This window comes from Pseudomonas sp. LBUM1649 (assembly GCF_059716155.1).
Genome location: NZ_CP166807.1, coordinates 3,085,512 through 3,106,681 on the forward strand (window position 1 = coordinate 3,085,512; position 21,170 = coordinate 3,106,681).

Consider the following 21,170-nt stretch of genomic DNA (forward strand, 5'->3'; position numbering starts at 1 on the left):
TGTGGGAGCGAGCCTGCTCGCGAAAGCGGTTTGACAGACAACCGATCACTCCCCGACAAACCACCGAAAATACGGATTCCCCCCATCCCCGCGCATCACCTCGCGCACATCCCTGGCCCAGGCATCCCGGTCACCGTCATAGGCGTGCAGGCTCGCCCGGTAGAACTGCATCAGGCGTTGCCGATGGGTGTTCATTCGCTCGGTAAACCCTTGATCGGCGTTCACCAGCACTGGCGGTTGGTGCAAGTCCAGCAGGGCCGGCAGCACGCGGCTGATTTCCTTGGCCCGAACCCACGGCGCGTATTCGATTCGCGGCTGATCATCCGTCACCGCTGGTGCATCAGCGGCGAAGCGTTCCAGGCCGGCGCGATCGGTCACCCAGGTCGCGAGCAGTGCGGCGGCCGAGCCGATACCGACGTCTTGCAAGGTGCTGCGCACACTGTCTTGCTGGAAGCGTTGAGTGATTTTCGCGGCGTCCAGCTCGATAGGCTCCAGCGAACCCACCAGCAGCATCTCGTGGAACTCGCTGGTCCACAGCGTGGCGTAGGGGAAGACATCGAGGAAGCTGCGCACCAGCGAACGCGAGTCGTCGATGTTCTGCGTGGGCAGCGGCAGCCATTGGGCGACCAGGCCCTGTTTCTCTAGACGGCTGGCGGCTAACTGATAGAAGTCCCGGGAATACAGATTGACCACGCCAGCCGCGGAGGGTGGTGGCGGTTCGAGGGTGATCAGGTCATAGCGCTGCGGGTTGCGCAGCAGTTCCTGGCGACCGTCGCGCAGGCGCACGTCGACACCCGGATCGGATGCTGCATTGAAGTTGCCCTTGAACAACGGTGCGGCTTTGACCACCGATGGCAGCAGTTCAGCGACAACGCGATGTTCAAGGCCCGGAAAGCGCGTCAAGGCGCCCGCCGTGATGCCCGTGCCAAACCCGATCACCAGCGCCGAGCGTGGTTCGCCGTTGTGGATCAACAGTGGCAGCAGCGCCTGAATCCGCATGTAGCGCAGCGAAGGCATGGCGTCGCCGGTGTTGGATACACCCTGGATGTACAAGCGCTGGAACGTCCTCTGGCCCTTGCCCTGGGTGACCACGGCGACGGTGCCGCCGCGTCCTTCCTCGTAAAACGCCAACGTGCCGTTGCGCGCGCCGGGCAGCAGGCTGGCCAGTTTGTCCACTGGGGTCAGTAGCGCCAGCGTTACCGAGATCAGGCCGACTGCGATCACACCCTGACGCCGACCTTTCTTCACGCCATGGCCCTTGCGGACGGCAAAGTAGCCAATCCCCGCAGCGATAATCGCCAGCAGTCCAAGGGTTCGAACCAGGCCCAACAGCGGGATCAGCACAAAGCCGCAGAGCATCACCCCGACTATCCCGCCGAGGGTATTGAACGCCACCACCTCACCGACATTGCGCCCTATATGGTCGCGCCCGACGCTCAAGCGCAGTGCAACGGGAAACGCCGCGCCGAGCAGCACGGTCGGTACGAACACGATGCTCAGCGCCGCCACTGCGAAGCGTGCGCTCATGCCCAGCAATTCACTGGCACCCAATGACAGCACCCAGGCTTCGGCCACGCTTTGAGCGAGCACCAGCCAGCGTCCGAGTAGGGCAATCTCCAGCAATGCGATCAAACCGGCGCCGGCGATCAGCAAGCCAAACATACCCCAGGGATCGCGTAGGCGATCGACCCGACGGGCGAGCAGGGCGCTACCGAGAAACAGCCCGGTGAGGTACGTCGCCAATACCACGGCGAAGGCGTAGGTGCGGGTGCTCATGAATTGAACGATGGATTGCGACCAGACCACTTCGTAACCCAAGGCCACGCCGCCGGCAATCGAATACAGCCACAGGGCCAGGCGATCTGGTGCTTTGTCTGTGTGGTGTTTGACCGGGGTTTCAGCGGGTAGCGAACGATGCCGCTGGAACCACAGGGCACCCGCAGCGGCCAGCAGGTTGAGCATCGTGGCGGCCAGGGCACTGCCGCGCACGCCGAGGGTGGCGATAAGCACGAACGCGGCGAGCAGGGTGCCAGCGATGGCCCCGGCGGTGTTTGCCGCGTAAAGGTGTCCACCGGCCTTGCCCAGCTGCTGCGGGTCGGCGGCCAGGGAGCGAACCAGCACCGGCAGCGTGCCGCCCATCAGCAGCGCGGGAATGCCCACCAACGCAAACGGCAACACCCAGGCCAGCAGCCCCACGTGCTGCTCCAGCCAGGCAAACGGACTGGCCGCGAGGCTCATGGCGAAGGTCGCGCCGACGCCGAGCACGGCCACCAAAACTTCCAGCCCTGCATACAACAGGACCGGTTGCTGGATGCGATCCGCCCAGCGGCCGAACAGCAAGCCGCCCAGCGCCAGACCGGCAAAAAACGCACTGATCCCGGTGGTGATGGCGTACACCTCGACCCCGACGACCAGCGATAACTGCTTGATCCATAGCACCTGATACACCAGCGCGGCGGCGCCGGAGACGAACAGCAACAGGGCGGGGATCAACAGCGCCGGGGAGGCGACATGCGGGGCAGGTATGGCCGACGACTTGCTGGCGACACGTGAGGACATAGGTTCGTTGCCTTGAAAAAGTATTCGAGTACAGCCGTTGATCATTCCCACGCTCTGCGTGGGAATGCAGCCCGGGACGCTCCGCGTCCCTTTCGAGAGCTGGAACGCGGAGCGTCCCTTGAGGCATTCCTTTGCTGCGCGTGGGAACGATCGCCGCTCGCCGGTGAAGGCGAGCGGCGGTCAAGCGGTCTTACTGTGCCGGTTGTTTCTTCATTTCTTCAGCAATTTTTGCGTCCACCGCCGCACGGATCTGGTCAACACTGAAGCTGGCCGGTTTCTGGCTTGGCGGGTACTGGATGAAAGTCTGCAGGAACACCGCTGCCTTGGCGGTAGCCTGGGCTACCAGATAGACGTTTTTGGTTTGCCAATCGTAATACTGATCGGAAACTATGTCGGCACGCTCATACGGGTCCATGCGCAGGTTGAAAATCTTCGGTACCCGCAGACACACGAACGGTTCGCTCCAGACCTTGAAGCCGCCAGGCGCGCGCTGTTCGCAGAACACCGCTTTCCAGTTATCGAAGCGCATCGACACCAGCATGCCGTCGTCATTGAAGTAGTAGAACTCCTTGCGTTCGCCTTTAGGCTGTTGGCCAGTCAGGTAGGGCAATTGGTTGTAACCGTCCAGATGCACCTTGAAGTTGTTGCCGCCAGAGGTAGGCGCCCAGCCTTTGAGCAGTTTTTCTTTCACATCGGCATCGCCCGCCGCCGCGAGCAGGGTCGGGAACCAGTCCATGCCCGAGAACATTTCGTTCGAGACTTCCCCGGCCTTGATCTTGCCCGGCCAACGAACGATGGCCGGCACCCGGTAGGCACCTTCCCAGTTGGAGTTCTTTTCGTTGCGAAACGGCGTGGTCGCCGCGTCCGGCCAGGAGAACTGGTTCGGGCCATTGTCGGTGGTGTAGACGACGATGGTGTTATCGGTGATTTTCAGGTCATCAAGGGTTTTCAACAGTTTGCCGACGTCACCGTCATGTTCAAGCATGCCGTCCGCGTACTCGTTGCCGGGCATGCCGCTCTGACCCTTCATCGAGTCGCGTACGTGAGTGAACAAGTGCATGCGCGTGGTGTTCATCCAGACAAAGAACGGTTTATCCGCCTTGGCCTGTTTCTCGATGAAGGCTTGCGCAGCGGCGGTAGTTTCGTCGTCGATGGTTTCCATGCGCTTGGTGGTCAACGCGCCGGTGTCCTCGATCTTGCCGTCGGCGAAGCTGTGGATCACGCCACGCGGGGCATAAGACTTGAGGAACTCAGGGTCGTCCTTGGGCCAGTAAGGGCGCTCCGGTTCTTCCTCGGCATTGAGGTGGTACAGATTGCCGAAGAATTCGTCGAAACCGTGATTGGTCGGCAGGTATTCGTCGCGGTCGCCGAGGTGGTTTTTACCGAATTGACCGGTGGCATAACCCTGGGACTTGAGCGCCTGAGCGATGGTGATGTCACGTTTTTGCAGGCCCACCGTAGCGCCGGGGGCACCGACTTTCGACAATCCGGTACGCAACGGCGTCTGACCGGTAATGAACGACGAACGTCCGGCGGTGCAGCTGTTCTCCGCGTAATAGTCGGTGAACATCATACCTTCCTTGGCAATCCGGTCGATGTTCGGAGTCTTGTACCCAACCACGCCCATGGAATAGGCACTGATATTGGTCTGGCCGATGTCATCGCCGAAGATCACGAGGATATTGGGTTTGTCGGCGGCCGCGGCCGTTGCCGAAATCGCCATTACCGAGGTCGCCACCAAGGCGAGTTTCGGTAACCAATTGCGTATGCGAGTCATCTGACTTGTTCCTTTTTCTTACGTCGCTCGGTGCGACAAACGTTTATTGCGGTCCTGCGTTACGTTTTTTTATTGCACTTGCTCGGGTGTGGGGGCATCGAACGGATAGATCCGGCGCCATTCGGCAGCCATGTCGACGACGGTCCAACCACGGGTTTTTGCTTCGTCCAGGGCCTTGTCCAGACGGCCGATCTGCGACTGGCGGTCATAGGCCCATTCACGTTTGGCGTCGGTGTGATGCACCAGCCCCATGAAACGTTTGCCCGGCCCGGCGGCGGTCCACTGCAGCATTTGCAGGTCGCCGTCGGAGTTGCCGAACGCGAGAATCGGTCGGCGCCCGATCACGGCGTCAATGCTCACTGGCTTGCCCGGCCCGTCATCGTTATGGGCCAGTTTCGGTGTGCGCAGGATCGACGCCTTGCCATCCTTGTACTCAAACGAGGTGACGAATGTGGTGCCGATCACCTGCTCGGGCGGGATGCCGTAGACCTTTTCGGCGAAGGCACGCATGAAACCGGTGTCGCCACCGGAAACGATGTAGGTCTTGAAGGCTTGGCTGCGCAGGTAGTCGAGCATTTCCAGCATCGGCTGGAAAATCATCTCGGTGTATGGCTTGCCGGTTTTCGGGTGGCGGGCCTGGGTTAGCCAGGTCTTGGCGTAGTCGTCGAAGGCTTCGGTGGTCATGCCGGTGTGGGTGGCACCGAAGATTTTCATCATGCCGTCGAGGCCGCTGGCGGCTAGCGCCTTGTGGTCGTTTTCCAGCACGGCCTGGAATGGCTGGGTGGATTTCCATTCCGGGTGCTGCGCCGCCGTGCGCTTGACCTCTTCCAGGGCGAACAGTAATTCGAAGTACATCGGCTGCTCGCTCCACAAGGTGCCGTCGTTATCGAACACGGCGATACGGTCCTCGGGTTTGACGAAGTCCTTGCTGCTTTGATCAGTCACCGCTTGTACGAACTCGATGATGTTCTTTTTTGACGGACCGTCATTCCATGACGGCAGTGGTTCAGCGGCCTGGACCAGCAATGGCAGGCTCAGGGCCAGTGCCAGCAGCAGCTTTAACCCGTGGAATTGGCGGTGCGCTATCGGGTTCGTCATGGGAAATCCTTCTCGTGAACGGGGTTGAGTGGCCGCAGTGCGGTAGCGACTGATTCTTGGTTGTGTTCGGCCTGACTATGCAGCGTAGTCAAGGATTTCTTGAGTTGGTGCAGTGCCTGATCTTTGGTCGGTTGCCGGCCGTAGCACGCGCGCAGGAACGCTTGCAGACGCGGCCCGAAACCGGTCAGTTTCAGGCCCTTGCGGCTGCGCCGGGCCCACAGGTACAGGGCGCTCAATTGCGCGGGTTGGCCATCAAGTTGCGCCGGGATCTGGCGCCAGGCGTAGTCGGACGATTCCAGCCACGCCGCATGGCGGGCACGGCGGCGGACCTCCCAGGCGAGGTAGCCGCGATGGACATATGGACGAGCAAACCAGGCGAGCAATACCACGCTCAACAGCAGCAGTAGCAAGCCAAAGGCAAAGCCCGAGAGGTGCAGGCGATGGGTCTGGCCGAGCTCTTTCAGGTCTTCGGTGATCGAGAACACCGGTTTGTAAGCGCTGTTGGCAGCGGCGTCGAAGCTCACGGCGGGGACTTGGGCAGTGCGTGTCTGCTGGCTGCTGGTGTCCCACCATTTCAGTTCGATGGCCGGCAGGGTGTGCTGGCCCTGGGTGTCGATGCGGTAGGTCACGCTGTCGATGCGCTGGCCACCGGTGAAGTTGCCGCGGCCATCATCCAGGGTGCTGACCTGCGGGTTTTTCGGGTACCGGCTGAGGCCGGCGACATCGCCCAAGGACGGCGTCGGCAGTGACATCGCCAGGGCGCCGTCAGCCTCAAGCTTAAGCTGCCGGGTGAGGCTGTCGCCGACTTTAAGCGGCGTGGACGACTGGATGATCTGCTGGCTGAACCGCAGCCCCTGGGCGACCAATACCGGCTCGCCGGGTTTGAACCCCGGCGGTTGCGTCGCCGTGAAGTGCACCGGTTGGCTTTGCGCACTGAGCACAGTCGTGGCCTGGCCCGGGGTGACCCGTACCGTCAGCGGCGCAATATCGAAAGTCTGGGCCACGTTTGGCGTGATCAAGTAGCGGTAGCGCATGCCGTTGAAGGATTTGCCGTCGAGCGTCTGGTTCAGGTGTTCGGCGTGGCCATCCGAGGGCAGCACCAGTGCACCGGGCAATTTGAGGTCGGGCAGGGTGGGAGCGCTGGTGAACCAGGTGTCGGTGAGCACATCCAGTCGCAATTCGACGAGGCTGCCGACCATGGCGGTGTCGGCGGGTTGCAGGCTGGCCTGGACGCGCAGTTCGGGTTCCGCGGCGAGGGTGGTTGTGCTGATCAGGGCGATGAGCAAGGTGCCAAGCTTTGTAGTGAAAGATCTGACGCCTTCGCGAGCAGGCTCGCTCCCAGTGTGCCCGGCATGGGCCAAAACCAGTCACCTGAAAAGTGGTGACCAGAATGAGTGACGAGAACTGTAGTGAAACGCAAGGGGGAAGCCGCGAGGCCAGCCTGAAAGAAGCGTGTAGCAAAGGCGCGACCGCAGGAACACGAACAAGCAGTGAGGCCGGATGCGGGCGATAAGTGTGCTGGGAGCCACGAAATCCAACGGTCACCGAAAGACGCATCAGGTAGAGCTTGGCGGCCCGAGCCGAAGGTTTTGGCACCTTACCCGGGGAGATCTCGCGGGCGTAGCCCGCGAGAAGTCAGCAGACGCCGTAGTAGTGAAGAAAGGTCGTAATGGATCCGGAGCGAAGGGCTGAAGAACAGAAACACTCACCATAGACTGCTGCCTACAAAGCGAGAGCCTTTTGAAACCGCACCCGGAAATGCCATGTGGCACGTAGCGGGATGGCCTTGCGTGGGAAAGTCGGGTGGACCTCGACGAACGTGCGCAAGGAAGGGGCGAGTCAGCAGGCAGACGGAACAGGAATAGAGACGTGTTGAGCGAAACCTGCATGGAAACGATCGTCGAAAAGGAGAATATGCACCGAGCGCTCAAGAAGGTCCGGGCGAACAAAGGGGCGCCGGGGGTGAGAGTGTCAGATTTTTTGTGTGCGGGCCGGTAACAGCCTGCCGTAAGGCAGGCCTTCATTTCACCAAGTTGGCCTGATGAATCGATCTCCGTACAAAACCGCGAACTGATTCATTGCGTTCTTCCAGTCATGGGCCGGACTGCCCCAATTGGCGGTGATATTTTGCAGTGCCAGCCAGATCAGCTTTGTCGCCGCATCATCGGTTGGAAAATGTCCTCTTGTCTTGATGATCTTGCGCAACTGAGCATTGATGCTCTCGATGGCGTTGGTGGTGTAGATCACTTTTCGTATGGCTGGCGGGAAGATGAAAAACGGGATGACTCGGTCCCAGGCACGCCTCCAGGCAGCAGCCACCGTTGGATATTGTTTACCCCAAGGTCCAGATTCGAAGGCATCTAAAGCCTGCTCGGCAACTTCAGCGTTGAGTGCTTGATAAATCGGCTTCAGGGCTTTGGCCAGTTCGCGACGTTTATCCCAGGCCGCGTAATCAAGGCTGTTACGGATCAAGTGGACGATGCAGGTCTGCAGCGTCGTCTGAGGGAACACCGCACTCAAGGCTTCTGGCATGCCTTTGAGTCCGTCAGTGACAGCGATCAAAACGTCTTCGACGCCTCGAGTCTTGAGGTCATTGAAAACCTTCATCCAGAACTTGGCACCCTCGGTCGTTTCAATCCAGATGCCCAGAATATCTCGTGTACCGTCCGGCAATACGCCCAGGGCTAAGTAAATGGCCTTGTTGCGAACCACCCCCTCGTCACGGATTTTGACCCGCAGAGCATCGAAGAAAATGACTGGGTACATGGGTTCAAGTGGTCGCTGCTGCCAAGCACTGACCTCTTCCAGAACTGCATCGGTGACTGAGCTGATGAAGTCATGGGAGACATCTGTGCCGTATTGCTCCGATAGAAATGCACGAATCTCGCGCACGCTCATGCCGCGTGCATACATGGCAATAATCTTGTCATCGAAGCCGGTAAAGCGGCGCTCGTGCTTGGGGATCAGAATCGGAGCAAAGCTGCCATCGCGGTCTCTGGGGATGTCCAGGCGAAGCGGGCCGTCATCGGTCAGCACGGTCTTGCCGCTCTTACCATTACGCTGGTTGCTCGACTCCTCAGGGCGCTGCGCGCCCTGAGGGTAGCCAAGGTGGTGGCCGAGTTCGGCTCCCAAGGCTCGTTCAATCAGCGCCTTTTTGAACGCCATCGAAGCGTCCTGAATGGCTTCGGCACTCATCGGACCGTTCACGAACTGGTCGATCAGCTCTTTTGGAATGGATGGTAGGTCACGCTGGGCCTCGCGGGCCGGTTTCTTTTTGGTCGGCATACATGCACCTCTTCAACATGTTATGCCCGAACACAAAATTTATGACAGTCCCCCGGGGGTCGACGGAATCACTACCGACGAGCTTACCGCGCACCTTCAAACGCACTGGCCGGCCATCAAGGGCAAACTTCTGGACGGGACCTATAAACCGGGCCCTATCAAAGGCCTCAGGATCCCCAAGCCGCAAGGCGGGGAGCGGCTGTTGGGCATTCCGAATACGCAGGATCGCCTGATCCAGCAATCGGTTCAACAGCACCTGACACAGCTGTGGGATGCCAAATTCAGCGAACACAGCTATGGCTTCCGGCCAGGCAGGAGCAATCTCGATGCCATACGAGCCGCCAAGGCCTTTGTCCTGGAAGGCAAGACCTGGGTTGTGGATATCGACATCGAAGCTTTCTTCGATCAGGTCAGCCACGACAGGCTGATGAGCCTCATATCCAGGGATGTCCGCGACAAGCGGCTGATGCGGTACATCGGCCAGACGCTTCGAGCGGATATGCTGTTGGACGGTCAGCGGGTCAAAAGGACGGCCGGAACTCCGCAAGGGGGGCCGCTAAGCCCGCTGCTTGCCAACCTCTATCTGGATGCTCTGGACAAAGAGTTGGAGACCCGAGGCCTAAGCTTCTGTCGCTATGCTGATGACTTGGTGATCTATGTCACCAGCGAGCGCAGCGCGGACCGCGTGCTGGGCAGTGTGACGGCTTGGATAGAGAAACACCTCAAGCTCAAAGTGAGTGCCAGCAAGAGTGGCACGGGGCGGCCTTGGGATCGCGACTTCCTGGGTTACAACATCGACGAACAAGGGAATGGCCAGCTGTCTGGCAAGACCGTGAAGAAATACCGCAAGAAAGTCCGCGAGCTGTGGTCGGCCAGGCAAAGCCTGACGAGCACCGAGCTGGTGGCTCAATGGGGCCGTTACATCCGGGGGTGGTACGAATACTTCCGCTGGGTGAAGGACGACTTCAAGCGGTTATCGCAATGGACTCGCCGACACATGCGCAAATGTTTCTGGCAACGCTGGCACAGCCGTGAAGGACGAATGCGCAAGCTGCGCGGGCTTGGTATCGCAAGCCGGCAACTCGCGCGAGTAAGTTTTCACGACGGTGCCTGGCGAGCGGCGCGCCACCCAGTGATGCAGCAGGCGATGAGTCTGAACATGATGCGTCGCTGGGGACTGTGGACGCCGCAGGACTTCGCCTCAGCACCTCGCTGAGCTGTTCAACCGCCGGATGCGGAAAACCGCACGTCCGGTGGTGTGGGAGGGGTAACGGGCGTAAGCCCGTTGCCTCCACCCAATCAGGGGATTTGCGGTGCACACAGATTAAATGTGGGAGCGAGCCTGCTCGCGAAAGCCGCGACTCGGTCTCTCAGACTGATCATGGCTTCGCCCCCGCCTGATCCTGCAAACTGAACTTCTGCTTCAGAAACTTCGCCGGCGATGTCGTCAGGTTCTGCAACCACTGCTCATCCGAAGCCGCTTGTTCGGTCTCCACTGCTTTGCTCTGACCCTTGCCCGGTGCCTTGTCCATCTTGATTTCGTCCGGTTTGACCTCGGGGGCATTTTGTTCGGCGCTTTCGGTGTCTTTCTGCAAGGCGATGGACAAAGCCAGGTTGGCCGTGGCTTCAGGGAAAAGCGGCTGCAACTTCAGCGCCTGGGTGTAGGCCGCGATGGCCTCGTCGAATTTGAAACGGCGCACGTAAATGTTGCCCAGGTAGAAATACGCCTGCGGCGTTTGCAACCGCGCAAAACTCGCCAGGGCCAGGTCGAAATCGGCGGCGTTGTAGGCGGCGATGCCTTTCCAGTACGGGTCGACGAAATGCGCAGCGGCCTGCGGGAAATGTTCATGTTCGAAGGCCCAGCGACCTTGCTGGTCCGGGGTGAGAAACGCGTCGATCAGCGCGTTCGCCTGCGCCGGTGCAGGGTGCAGCCCAATGCCGATGATCAGTAGAAAACCGGCCATCCAGTTCAGGCTCCAGCCCTTGCGTACACTGAAAAACGCGATCAACAACAGCGGCCAGCACAGCCAGTAACCGGCGTCCTTCCAGTGCAACTCGCGCTGTTCGTCACTGGCACTCTGGAAATGCTGCTGGGCGTGCAGTTCGACCCAATCCAGGTCGTCGTCATTGAGCGTCATGCTACCCAGCGGCGCATCCAGCGTTGATCCGAGCTGCTTGAGGGCTGCCTGATCGAAGCTGCCCAGTGCCGGGCGACCATTGCTGTCGGTGCGTGGCTGACCGTTGGCTTCGGGGATGATCCCGCCGTCCTCGCTACCGACCGCCAGGATCAGCACTTGCAGCGCGCTGTCGGCCAGTTGTTTATCCAGACCCGCCAGGGCCGAGGTGTCGGCGCCGTCGGAGATCAGCAACAAGGTGCCTGGGGTTTTTTCCGCAGCCAGCAGGCGCTTGGCCTGATCGATCACCGCCCCGACATTTTTCCCCGGTTTGCCGATCAGGTCGGTGCCCAAAGCCTGAATGAAGGTGTCGAGCAAGGCCGGATCGTCAGTCGGCGGCAACACCAGATGCGCGCTGCCAGCGTAGGCAATCAGCGCATTGCGCGCGCCGGCACGACGCTGGATCAGGTCATGCAGCTTGTGCTTGGCCGCTTCCAGCCGACTCGGTTGCACGTCGTTGGCGTCCATCGACGACGACAGGTCAATGGCGATGATCAGCGGCGCACGGTTCTCCAGAAAATCCGGGCGATCCTGTTCCCAGGTCGGTCCGGAGGCGGCAACCGCACCCAACATCAACAGCGCGCAGACCAGATGCACCGGGCGTAGCCATTGCTGGTCCCGGGGGGTAATCAGCAAGTGCGGCAGCAAGTGCCCGGCGATTTTGCTGCGCAAACGCCGCTGCAAGTCGCGGCTGCGGCGCCACAGCAGTGGCAACAGTGCGGCAAAAGGCAGCAGCAACAGCCAAAGTGGGCGCAGGAAGTGGAAGTTGCTGACGTTGATGTCCATCTCAAGCCTCCTGCCGCTGACGAGCGATGGACAAGCGTGTCCGCAGCATGGAGCACAAGTGGTAGAGCGCAAGCAGGGCGACCGCGGCTCCGAGTGGCCACCAGAACAGGTCTCGTTTGGGCTGATGACTGAGGGTTTTCACTTGATGCGGGGTAAGCTTGTCGAGGGTGCTGTAGACCTGATCCAATGCATTGCGGTCTTCGGCGCGGAAGAACTTGCCACCGGAGGCTGCGGCGATCTGCTGCAAGCCCTGCAAGTTGACCTTGGCCTCACCGGACGCATCAGGATCGCCGATGCCGATGGTATGAATCACCACACCTTTGGCCGCGGCCATTTGCGCCGCGTGGTCCGGGGTGATCGCACTGCTGGTGTCGTTGCCGTCGGTGAGCAGGATGACGACTTTTTATTGCTCATGGGCCTGGTCGAGCAGTTTCAGGCTCAAGCCGATGGCATCGCCAATCGCCGTGTTCGGGCCGGCCATGTCGATGCCGCTGTCGTCCAGCAACAGCGAAAGACTGGCGTGATCGAGGGTCAATGGCGCCTGCGGGTACGCGCCACTGCCGAACACGATCAGGCCGAGGCGATCCTCTTTGCGCTTGTCGATAAAGCCATGCACGACTTCCTTGACCGCCGCCAGACGATTGATCTTCTGGCCGTTGGCGTCGGTGAAATCGGTGGTTTCCATGGACTGGGAAATGTCGATGGCCAGCATCAGGTCGCGCACCGGTTGCTGGCGCTCGATGGGTTTTTCCACGTACACCGGCCGGGCCGCCGCCAGCAGCAACAGTGCCCACACCAACAGATTCAGCAGCAATTGCCAGTGGTTGGTGCGCGTGCCGGCCTGACTCGGCGCCTGGCCGACCGCGCGGCTCATGGCACTGAAAAACGGCACGCGCACGGCGCTGCGTGCCTCACGGTAATCGGGCAGGTAGCGATAACCGAACCACGGCAAGGGCAGCAGTAGCAACAGCCAGGGGTAATCAAGCTGCCACATGATGACGCTCCACCCAGAGTTTGCAGGTGTTGAACAGTTGCTGGCGTTGCTCGTTCGGCATGGCGCGCAACACCGCGTCAGGTGCATAAGCGAGCAGCGACAGTTGTTGGCTGAAGTTGGCGGGCAGGGCTTGTTTACTGTGCCGCTGCAAAAAGGCCTGCCAATCCTCGCCACCCAACGCCACAGCAACTCCCCTGTAGGAGCTGCCGAAGGCTGCGATCTTTTGATCTTCAGCGGTCTTGCCGCCGCCAAAAGATCGCAGCCTTCGGCAGCTCCTACAGTGGCTGTGTGTGTTCGGTATCGAGAGGGCTACGCGCTTAAGCAATTCCGGCAATTCACGCAACGCATTCAGGTCATCACTGCGCTTTTGCAACTGCGCCAACCGCACCAACGCCTCACGCCGATAACGGTCCCGCCGCCATTGCCGGTAACGCCGCGCACTCAGCAGCAGAACCGCCACGACAAACACCGCCAGCAACACCCACCAGCCCCAGGTCTGCGGCGCGTAACTGACCGGCGCTGGCAGTGAGATCTCCTTGAGTTGCTCAATGCTCGGGACACTCGGGTTCATCGCCGCGCTTCCGCGCGCTTGCCCAACTCGGCTCGCAGTTGTTCGTGCGCTTGGGTGGCGGTGCTGAACATCATCAACGGCACCTGGCTGCGCCGCAGCAACGTGGCCACATCCTTGAGCCGACCGCTGAGAAAGTCGCCCAACGGTTGGTGCACCTGACGACGTTCCACCGCCAGTTCAACCTGCAACTGGCCTTGGGTGATCAACAGGCGGCCGTTTTTGGGCAGGTTAAGCGCCAATGGGTCATAGACCTGCATGGCGATCACATCGTTGTGCGCCGCCAACTGCCGCATCAGCTGCAAGGTGCGCTCGCCGGCGCCGGCAAAGTCGCTGACGATGCAGATCAAATGATCGTGGCCGGCCACGGCCAGGCACTGCTGCAAGACTTTGTCGAGCTGGTCTTCGCCTTCGGCGTCCGGGTTGGCCGAATTCAGTTCCTGGTTCTGTTGGGCGATGCGGCTGCACAACGCTTCGATACGTTTGCGACTGCGCAGCGGGGCAATGCTGTCGATGCGTTGGTCGTTGAACACCAGCCCGCCGACCCGATCTCCCGCGTTGAACACCATCCACGCCGCCAGGGCGCCGAGTTCGGCGGCGACGGCGGATTTGAAGCTGCGTTGCGAGCCGAAAAACATCGACATGCGTTGGTCCACCAGGATCAACGCCGGACGGTCCCGCTCTTCGGTGAAGGTGCGTACCACCGGTTTGCCGGTGCGCAGCGACGCTCGCCAGTCGAGGTGATGCAAATCGTCCCCTGGTTGATAGCGGCGCAACTCGTCGAAATTCAGGCCACGGCCACGCAAGCGCGACGCATGATTGCCGGCGAGGATGCTGCCTTGCGGCTGACGGGCAGCAAAACTCAGGTCACGCGCCTTGAACTCCAGGGCCATCAACTGCACCAGAGAGACGTAGACCAGGCCGTCGACACTCTTCATAAACATCAGGCGGGAATCGCGACTTTGTCGAGCAGACGGTCGAGCACCTGATCGGCCGTTACGCCGTCCGCCACCGCGTCATAGCTCAGTTGCAGACGATGGCGCAGCACCGGGTGCAGCACGGCGCGCACGTTGTCCGGCGAGACGAAGTCCTGGGCCTGTAACCACGCATCGGCGCGGGCACAACGGTCCAGGCCGATCCCGCCGCGCGGGCTGGCACCGATGGCGATCCAGCGACCGAGGTCGGCGTCGTAGTCGGCTGGGTGGCGCGTGGCGTTGATCAGGTCGATCAGGTAGCGGTCGATGGCCGGGGACACGTGCACCGCACTGACTTCCCTGCGTGCGGCGAAAATCACATCCTGGGCCAGGGCGAAGCCTTGCACCGCGGCGGTCTTGGCGCCGAGGGCCTGTTCTTCCTCGCGCAACAGGCGCAGCACCTGGCTTTCGTTTTCCGCGCTCGGATAATCCAGCAGCACCTTCATCAGGAACCGGTCCATCTGCGCTTCCGGCAGCGGGTAGGTGCCTTCCTGTTCAATCGGGTTTTGCGTCGCAACCACGATGAACAGCTCCGGCAGCGCACGGCTGTTGCCGGCCACGGTGATCTGCCGTTCTTCCATGGCTTCGAGCAACGCGGCCTGGACCTTGGCCGGGGCGCGGTTGATTTCGTCAGCCAGGATCAGGTTGCCGAACAGCGGCCCCGGCTGGAAGCGGATCTCGTTTTTGCCTTCGACCTGGTGCAGCACTTCGGCGCCGGTAATGTCGGACGGCAACAGATCCGGGGTGAACTGGATACGGCTCATCTTCGCGTCCAGGTGCTTGGCCAGGGCTTTTACCGTACGAGTCTTGGCCAGGCCGGGCAGGCTTTCCAGCAGCAAGTGACCGTTGGCCAGCAGGCCCAGGAGGATCTGTCGAATCACCTGGTCCTGGCCCAGCACCGCTTCGGCGATGCTGGCTTGAAGGGCGTTGAGGTCGTTGAGTGCGCTCATGCTTGCTCCTAGAAAAACGCCAACGTAAGGTTGATCGAAAAACCGTTGCCTTCGGGGCGGTTCTTGGTGTCGAACTCCGGGATCCAGCGAGCATTGAAATTGGCCTGGGCATCGGCGAATTTGCCCTGCCAGCCAAACGTCGGACCGGCACCCACCGAACGCCCGCGAAAGCCACTGCTGGCGCCAGATCCGCTGTCGTCGGTGAGCTGCTGGATGTAGCCCGCCGCCACACCGGCGTTCCAGCCGTTGCCGAAGCCGTGGGTCCACAGGGCATCAAGGGTAAAGATGTCGCCGTTCTTGTAATCCGTGGCGTCGTTTTCGGTGTAGAACTCAAGCCCCCCGGACACGGTGAACTCGCCGCCCTTACTGTAGAGGTGGGTGAAGGCCACGGTGGGCATGAAGGTGTAATTGTTCTGGCCGGCATTGGCCAGGCGATCATCGTTGTAGGCGCCGGTCGGCACGTAGATCGGCAGCGAGAGCGAGAGGTGGTTGACCTCGTCGAAATGGTAGCCGGCGGCGATGGGCGTCACCAGTATGTCGGCAAACTGGGTTGCGGTGTCTTCGGTGCCCAGGGTTCTACCGCGCGGGCCGGTGACGCTCGCGGTAATGTCGGTGTACTGCACCGGCACGCCGATGGCAGACGCGTAGTTCCAGCGTCCCTTGCCGGTATCCCAGACATGGGTGAAGTTGGCCATGGTGTAGGACACTTTCAGGTCCAGGCCGGTACTCAGGGCGCCAACGATTGGCACCTGGACGTTACCCTTGAGATCGCCGTCGTACCAGAAAGTGCTCAACGACACCGCCCAGCCCGGATCCGGGGGCACGATCCCGGCATTCGAAAATACCTGCAGGCCGGTCATCGGCCGGCCGCCACCGCCTTCTGCCGCCAGTAACAACGGGCTGGTGCCCAACATGCACAAGGCCAACAAAGGACGTACAACAAAAGCCCTGACCATGAACGACTCCACTTACTCGTTTTGTTGGTTTACGGGTGTCAGCAACGGCATTTTCCATTGGCCGCTGGCAACTTCCGGTTTAGGCAGGTACAGGCGCAGCACCCCATAGAACGGCCCATTGGGGCGTCATTCCACGGCCGTGATGTCGTCGAGTTTCCAGCTCTTGTCGAAATAGGCCAGGGTCGGGGCATACAGGCGGAAATAGCTGAACCAGTGTTTGCCCGGCAGGGTTTGCACCCAGTTAGCTTCGAAACCTTTTGGCGCAGTAGGACCGAAGTACAGGTCCACCGAACCATCAGCGTTCTTTTGCAGATCCTGGCGCGACGACAGGTCGGCCTTGCGCTGCGGGTTGTCGATCAGGCAGCGGCTGTCGATGTCGTATACGGTCATCGACCAGAACTGCTTGGCTGGCGGGTTGGCGCCGACGTGCAAGCGATAGCTCTTGGCGCCGTCGAGCCAGTTGCCCCTGGCATCGGTATAGGCGCCGAGGTAGGTCTGGCCCAGCCCCGGAGTTCTCGAAACCATGCCTTTGGTGTTGGTCACTGCTTCGTAGAACCAGGCACTGCGTTCCCACAATTGGTCGTAGTAGGCAACGCGCTGGGAAGGATCGGTGATGTTCAACACCGTGTCCCACTGCCGGTCCGGCCAGTACCGGGCGCCGGGGAAGCGCTTGGCGAAAGTATTGGCCTTGGCGATCAGCTCGCCGATTTGTGCACCTTGCTCCAGGGCCTTGCGTTGATTGTCGTCAGGGTTGAAGGGTTTGTCCTTCTCGATGCCCAGGCTGGCAAGCATGGCCATGTAAAAACGATCACGTTCGTTGACCGGTTCTTTCTGAATGATCTGGTGCAAGCGTTCCCAGTACGCCATTGCCCGTGGCTGGGTGCCGGACCAGGCTTTGCCGCCGGGGGAGAGCAGTTTGGTCTGGCCAGGTTCGGCGCGCTTGGCGTAGGGGTACATCTTGAATTGCTCGACCAACGCCTTGCCCTTGGCCGGGTCGGGATCGAGCACGCGAAATCCGACCAGCACGTTCATGGTTTGCGACTTGGCCAGGTAATACTTGCCAGCATCGGCCGGTGGCTCGGCGCCTGGTGGCAACACCAGGTATTTGCCGCCCTTGCCTTTGTCCGGGCCGGTCTGGCCCATGTCGATGATCGCGCGTTGCCAGAAATCGCCAATACCGCCTGCGGTCGGGCCGGGAGGCAGCTCAATCACCAGCGGACCGGTTTCATTGAGATCGACGAAACCAAGGATGTAGGGCGTGGTGGCGTTGGCGGTGATGACGCCGAGCTTGTCTTCGTAACTGTCGAGCACCATCAGGTCGCCACTATGGGCACCAAGCTTGTCGCGGAACTCTTCCTGCCATTGCGCGTAAGACACCAGCGGCAAAGCCCACAAGTAACTCTGGGTGGCTTGCTGGAAATCCAGTTCGGCATAGAGTTTGGCGATGGATTCATGGGCCGGCAGCTCACCTTCCATGGCTATCTGGCCGATCCGGGTATCCAGTTCCTGGGCACCGACCCCGCAACTGACGAACATCGTCATCAGGCTGAAACCGGCTGCGCGAATGGCACCGTGCATAGGGGGAGTTCCTTATTTACCGAAGGTGGCGTTGAGGCCGACGAACAGCGTGAATTGCGGCATGCCATCGCCTTTTTTCTCGACGGTCCATTGCGGTTCGATGAAGGCGTTGAGAATATTGGGCCCGTCTTTCCACACTTTGCCGCCACCCAAACCGAGTGGGATGTAGTGGGTGTCGTTCTGCAGGTCGAAAGTCCAGATGCCGGTGGAGCGCAGGTACCAGCCCTTTTCCAGGTTATGGATGATGAAGGGCTGCATCGTTGCGCTTTCGACGTTGGGCCGGTCGTGGTCACCGGCGAATGAACTCTGGTATTGAACCAGCGCGCCCAACAGGCCGCGTGGTGAAGAGTCGATAGCGACCGCGGCCAAACCGCCTTGCCATTTGCCAGTGCCGAGTTCGCCCTGATCGGCAGTAGGAGCGGTTATCATCGGACCGATGCCCAACTGCACGCCTTCGGTCTTCACCAGAAAAATATCGAACAGGTTCAGGTCACCTTCACCGGTGCTGTAGCCACTGTTCGGGTCCGGGTGGGTACTGATCGGTGCCGTGGCACGTATTAACTGCGGCACGCCAATGTAATCGTTGGGCGCAATTGGCAGCGTGCCGCGTATCAGCAGGTCATTGGTGTGGATATTGGTGTCGTAGTACCTGGGGGTGTAGTAGTCCTGAGCGCTCATGCCTGGCGCGAAGTTCAGCGGATTGTTGCTTTTGTTGGCGGTCTCGGCGTTGTCCGCGTGGGCGCAAAAGAAAGGTGCAAGCGAAGCCACTAAAAGACAGGCGTGGTTCCCCATTTTGTTTGGCATGATTCCCCGATTCCTTGGTGGCTCCTTTGGACAACTCGGCACTTGGCGGCCGTTACGACGTAGTCTCTTTGCTATCAGGCCTGTAGGACACGTCTCTTGAACCTAGCAGCTAAATGGGGGTTAGCCAGTCCAAGGGTTTAATTCTTTGGTTTTTTGTACAACTTTTTCGATGTTTTTGTGTACTAAAAAGTTAATGCAAATCAAGGGATTGGAAAACGAAAGGCCCGCCATCGGTATGAACACGATGGCGGGCTTTTCGTTTTTTGTGGCGAGGCGGAAGTGGTGGCTAAGGCGGGTCAAGATTATCCAGCACCCGATTCACCGCCATCTCCCCCAGCATGATCGACTGCTGAATCCCCAGCAGGGTGTGGCTCTGCGGCCCCTTCAGCGTCGCTGCGAAATCACTGGTCATGATATTCGCCGAGGCCAGGGACACGCACGCGTACTCCAGCAAGGTGAGATTGTCGATATCGGGGGCGATGAGGAAGAAGTGGCTGGGTTGACGGGGGGATTCGGGGATGGCGTCCGGCTCGGTGTCCGGTGGATTTTGTGTCGATTGGACCATGGCAACGTACCTCTACAAGTAGGGCTGCAACCATTCGCTACTAAACGAAAGGGTGGCAGCTGTGCGCAAGTTAGTAGACCGGTACGTTGCCAAACCCGGCGCATCCAAAGATGCCATGCACACAACCGCCATCAAATGCAGGCGAATGCCTGACTGGATGACACCTATGCAACCGTAAGCAACATGCCGGGCTACTAAACCCGATCACTGAGGTTCAGTGACGCGAATCAAGTTACCGACGGCCCTCCAGGCGCACAAGCCGGCGGATTCTGGCGTAGTTGTAGGCAATGCTGCAAGGCGCTGTAGTCTCGCGGAAGCTTCCATTTTGAAACTGCTCATCACTTTTACCGCTACTCGCAGGTATCCTCCCGGAGGAATCAATAGTCGTCGAGTCCATACTTTCGGATGTACTTCGCTCTTCTTAGGAATGCGATGCCTGCGTTCCGCGCCATAATTTCTTTGTGCTGCGCGCTTCCCGTGCCGTTAGCCTGATGATGAAAATAACTTATTGCATCGTCAAAAAAATCAGTTCGTAGATATTCTTGCCCAGAAGCATCGGTTGCGTTGAAAGGACGTATTGGTTTGGGTATGCCTTGAGCGTCTAATGGCAAGCCACTGTTTTTTAGATCAATAAATTTCGCAGTGGAGTTATCTATGGTTGATAAGGTGAATGGTTTGATTTTTTTTGGTATTAAGGTGCGTTCTAATGTAACGCTTTCACTTATCATTGTGGCAATTTTCTTACTTTTATTCGTAGCAATTATTTCGGTTTGCCCGGAGAGATTTGCCGCGCTGTCAACGCTAGAACGGGTCGCCTTTGAAACCGTTTTTTGAACGAGGAAATCCGTCCCTTTTTTTAGGTATTGTGGCACTAGCGCTTGAAATATCTGTGCAATCGTCTTATGCCCCATCGGATCGCTTTGATTAATCGGGTCGCCCAAACAATACGCATAGGGATTCAGCCCCCCATCCCCAAAAGGACTCCAGCTGTCCGGGCGGTTAAAACGCATCAATACCGGATTGAACATCCGATAACCGTTCCCCAAGAAATAACACCCAGTTACCGGGTCCTGCCGCTCGCCATTGAACCCAAGCAGGCTAATTAAACCGCTGTCAGCAGAGCGATGTCCGTAGGGGGAGTAGGAAATGGGTTGGTGGCGATCCAGATTGAGGGCGAGTAGCACCGAGCGTTGCTGATCGGTTGCCAGCAAGCTGGTCTTTACCGCTTCGCCATCGCGCTGCTGCTGCGCTAGGTGTCGTTCTTCGTGTTGGAAAATCGAGTACGTCGACGCGCCCTGAATCTCCGTGACCAGCAGGTTCTTGCAGTAAAAGCGCTTGGATACGCTATCGGTCAGCGGCAATGTCCCGACAAGCCGGTCAAGTGGATCGTATGAGTAACGGCAAAGCATGATTTCGCGCATCGCAAGAACTCCCGGAGCCTTTGGGGCAGGGCTTTAGCTTCATCCTCGGCGATTTAGCTGTCTACTAGCAGAACTGATAGGTTGCTTCTCGCGGCGTAACCCTGTGGACGATGTTTTTTGTGGCGCGGGAGCTTGCTCCCTCGATACAGTTGATTTGAGCTGGCAGTTACAATTTCAACACTTCTTCCCTTGCCCAAACGCTCGCTCTTCCTGCTCACGCAACTCTGGCGTTAGCTCCGTGCCGAAATCCTCCAACTCGAACACCTGACGAATCTCGATCTCGGCTTCGGTGCCCGGCATCGGGTTGGGGCAGCGCTTGACCCATTCGATGGCTTCTTCTTTGGACTTCACCTGCCATAGCCAGTAACCGGCGATCAATTCCTTGGTTTCGGCGAAAGGGCCGTCGATCACCGTGCGCTTGTCGCCCGCGAAGCGCACACGGGCGCCTTTGCTGCTCGGCTGCAGGCCTTCGCCGGCGAGGAGGATGCCGGCCTTGGCCAGTTCTTCGTTGTAGTTGCCCATGGCGGTCAGCAGTTCGGTGCTGGGCATGATGCCGGCTTCGGAGTCCTGGCTGGCCTTGATGATGATCATGAAACGCATGGTGTAGTCTCCGCTGGATGTGGATGCTTCACTTATAGTCGAATGATCGCCGGCTGAATCGACAGCGGTGCCGCAACAAAT

General features: G+C 59.7%; 16 protein-coding genes and 2 pseudogenes. 1 reads left to right on the forward strand and 17 read right to left on the reverse strand.

The window, feature by feature from the left end; translation table 11 throughout:
* Nucleotides 1-45: 45 nt before the first annotated feature.
* The 5 genes from ACA058_RS14400 to ACA058_RS14420 form a co-directional block, all read right to left on the reverse strand.
* Nucleotides 46-2,559, reverse strand: a complete 2,514-nt coding sequence (locus tag ACA058_RS14400; RefSeq protein WP_497639666.1) for a fused MFS/spermidine synthase — start codon at nucleotides 2,557-2,559, stop codon at nucleotides 46-48.
* 190 nt (nucleotides 2,560-2,749) lie between these two features.
* A complete protein-coding gene (locus ACA058_RS14405) occupies nucleotides 2,750-4,336 on the reverse strand; it encodes an arylsulfatase (protein WP_497639667.1) in 1,587 nt (528 codons plus the stop codon).
* 69 nt (nucleotides 4,337-4,405) lie between these two features.
* Complete coding sequence (locus ACA058_RS14410; protein ID WP_497639668.1) at nucleotides 4,406-5,434, reverse strand: HAD family hydrolase; 1,029 nt, start codon at nucleotides 5,432-5,434, stop codon at nucleotides 4,406-4,408.
* Nucleotides 5,431-6,801, reverse strand: coding sequence for a BatD family protein (locus tag ACA058_RS14415; protein ID WP_497639931.1), 1,371 nt, complete (start codon nucleotides 6,799-6,801; stop codon nucleotides 5,431-5,433). Before ACA058_RS14415 ends, ACA058_RS14410 begins: the two co-directional genes overlap by 4 nt.
* Nucleotides 6,802-7,459: 658 nt before the next feature.
* Nucleotides 7,460-8,719 (reverse strand): IS256 family transposase, encoded by a 1,260-nt coding sequence (locus tag ACA058_RS14420; protein WP_497635083.1) that lies wholly within the window; start codon nucleotides 8,717-8,719, stop codon nucleotides 7,460-7,462.
* On the opposite strand from ACA058_RS14420, the gene ltrA reads away from it, so the two are divergent.
* Nucleotides 8,709-9,935: a group II intron reverse transcriptase/maturase gene (gene ltrA, locus ACA058_RS14425; protein WP_497639669.1), complete on the forward strand. Its 1,227-nt coding sequence runs from the start codon at nucleotides 8,709-8,711 to the stop codon at nucleotides 9,933-9,935. The two genes, ACA058_RS14420 and ltrA, sit on opposite strands and share 11 nt — an antisense overlap.
* A 163-nt stretch (nucleotides 9,936-10,098) precedes the next feature.
* Here ltrA and ACA058_RS14430 read toward each other — a convergent pair whose 3' ends face one another.
* From ACA058_RS14430 to ACA058_RS14485, 12 genes and pseudogenes are all read right to left on the reverse strand, one after another.
* Nucleotides 10,099-11,679, reverse strand: coding sequence for a VWA domain-containing protein (locus ACA058_RS14430; RefSeq protein ID WP_497639670.1), 1,581 nt, complete (start codon nucleotides 11,677-11,679; stop codon nucleotides 10,099-10,101).
* Nucleotide 11,680: 1 nt separating this feature from the next.
* Nucleotides 11,681-12,673 (reverse strand): annotated as a pseudogene (locus tag ACA058_RS14435) (vWA domain-containing protein).
* On the reverse strand, nucleotides 12,660-13,244 hold the full coding sequence (locus ACA058_RS14440; RefSeq protein ID WP_497639671.1) for a DUF4381 domain-containing protein: 585 nt from the start codon (nucleotides 13,242-13,244) through the stop codon (nucleotides 12,660-12,662). The pseudogene ACA058_RS14435 and the gene ACA058_RS14440 overlap by 14 nt, the downstream one beginning before the upstream one ends.
* Nucleotides 13,241-14,185 (reverse strand): DUF58 domain-containing protein, encoded by a 945-nt coding sequence (locus tag ACA058_RS14445; RefSeq protein WP_497639672.1) that lies wholly within the window; start codon nucleotides 14,183-14,185, stop codon nucleotides 13,241-13,243. The genes ACA058_RS14440 and ACA058_RS14445 overlap by 4 nt, the downstream gene beginning before the upstream one ends.
* The gene (locus ACA058_RS14450) at nucleotides 14,185-15,165 is read right to left on the reverse strand and encodes an AAA family ATPase (RefSeq protein WP_497639673.1); all 981 of its coding nucleotides are present in this window, start codon (nucleotides 15,163-15,165) and stop codon (nucleotides 14,185-14,187) included. The genes ACA058_RS14445 and ACA058_RS14450 overlap by 1 nt, the downstream gene beginning before the upstream one ends.
* 8 nt (nucleotides 15,166-15,173) lie before the next feature.
* Complete coding sequence (locus ACA058_RS14455) at nucleotides 15,174-16,121, reverse strand: SphA family protein (RefSeq protein ID WP_497639674.1); 948 nt, start codon at nucleotides 16,119-16,121, stop codon at nucleotides 15,174-15,176.
* A gap of 12 nt (nucleotides 16,122-16,133) precedes the next feature.
* A pseudogene (locus tag ACA058_RS14460) lies at nucleotides 16,134-16,244 on the reverse strand (DUF1214 domain-containing protein); the annotation flags it as partial.
* Nucleotides 16,245-16,247: 3 nt separating this feature from the next.
* Nucleotides 16,248-17,699 (reverse strand): DUF1254 domain-containing protein, encoded by a 1,452-nt coding sequence (locus ACA058_RS14465; protein WP_497639675.1) that lies wholly within the window; start codon nucleotides 17,697-17,699, stop codon nucleotides 16,248-16,250.
* 12 nt (nucleotides 17,700-17,711) lie between these two features.
* Nucleotides 17,712-18,503, reverse strand: a complete 792-nt coding sequence (locus ACA058_RS14470) for a hypothetical protein (RefSeq protein WP_497639676.1) — start codon at nucleotides 18,501-18,503, stop codon at nucleotides 17,712-17,714.
* 286 nt (nucleotides 18,504-18,789) lie between these two features.
* The gene (locus ACA058_RS14475; protein ID WP_497639677.1) at nucleotides 18,790-19,068 is read right to left on the reverse strand and encodes a DUF6124 family protein; all 279 of its coding nucleotides are present in this window, start codon (nucleotides 19,066-19,068) and stop codon (nucleotides 18,790-18,792) included.
* A 377-nt stretch (nucleotides 19,069-19,445) separates the two neighbouring features.
* Nucleotides 19,446-20,489: an RHS repeat-associated core domain-containing protein gene (locus ACA058_RS14480; protein ID WP_497639679.1), complete on the reverse strand. Its 1,044-nt coding sequence runs from the start codon at nucleotides 20,487-20,489 to the stop codon at nucleotides 19,446-19,448.
* 174 nt (nucleotides 20,490-20,663) lie between these two features.
* A complete protein-coding gene (locus ACA058_RS14485) occupies nucleotides 20,664-21,089 on the reverse strand; it encodes a YciI family protein (protein ID WP_497639680.1) in 426 nt (141 codons plus the stop codon).
* Nucleotides 21,090-21,170: the final 81 nt, after the last annotated feature.